This is a genomic window from Brevinema andersonii (assembly GCF_900112165.1).
GTDB lineage: Bacteria > Spirochaetota > Brevinematia > Brevinematales > Brevinemataceae > Brevinema > Brevinema andersonii.
This window is the reverse complement of the sequence record NZ_FOKY01000039.1, coordinates 1-1,039: the sequence shown is the minus strand read 5'-3', so window position 1 is coordinate 1,039 and position 1,039 is coordinate 1. Positions and strand designations below refer to the sequence as shown.

The window sequence follows — 1,039 nt, the reverse complement described above, 5'->3', positions numbered from 1 at the left end:
TTCAAAAACTGCAAAACTAAATGTGTCATAACTGCAAAACTAAATGTTATATGACATTTATACCAAAATAATATTGACAAAGGGTATAAAGAACTGTTACAATAAAAGGATTAAATTTTTAGAATATAGTAGGAGGAAATACCTTGAACAGGATCTTAATTTTACTTGCCTTAGCAAGTTGTAACCTTTTATCCCTAGACGATGAGGGAATAAAAATTAATATGGCACCTAAACAGGCTTCAGCACAACCATCAAAGAATGCGAAAGAAACAAAAATAAACAGTTCAGAAACCGCGGGTGTAGAAAAAGTGAATCGTGTGGTTGGCATACCAAATAAAGAGGAAGGGCAAAACAGTGAGGAAAAACCAACTGTGATAGAACTCTCTTCTGTACAACCACCACGTATTACTCCTATTTCCCAACAAGAACAAGAAGCACAGGAAAAAATCAACCAATTATGGATCCAAAATTTGCGGTCCCGGGAGAATTATTTCGTTTATATGGAGGGTTTGCGTGATAGAACGAGGTTTCAAGAAATCGATATAAAGGAAGATGGCAGCTTTGAAATACAATATATTACCAGGGGAATAGATAATGTACCAAACTTTTACACGGTGCTGTATTATCACCTAATTAAGGTGGTTAGTGATTCACAAGCTGAATATAATGTAGATATAGAACGAAAAACTATGAATCGTGTTGTTCAGATGAGGGCAAAAAGGGATACTGTATTAACAATAAAGCCGAGTGATCCTAGCCAGTTTTCCGGAGACATTATAGGTGTATCTAATATTGATGAGTATAAAGAACAAATTGAAGAAACGTATGAGTTCGGTGGTTATGGTACTTTGTTATATCGACGTGTTCCGGATGAAGAATAATTTTCAGTATGCAAATAATAAAAAGACCAGGATATCCTGGTCTTTTTATTAATTTATCATGTCTCTCTTATCGAAGAAATAGATACATGGAGGAATGATGAAGGAATTACCTTGTTTCACGTATCTTTGGAAAGATTTTCCCATTGTTTTACAGAAGA

Annotated in this window: 1 protein-coding gene; it reads left to right on the top strand. The window is 34.6% G+C overall.

The genetic code is table 11. From position 1 onward, the window contains the following. Positions 1–143: 143 nt before the first annotated feature. A complete protein-coding gene (locus tag BM018_RS07515) occupies positions 144–881 on the top strand; it encodes a hypothetical protein (protein ID WP_092320192.1) in 738 nt (245 codons plus the stop codon). Positions 882–1,039 lie beyond the last annotated feature (158 nt).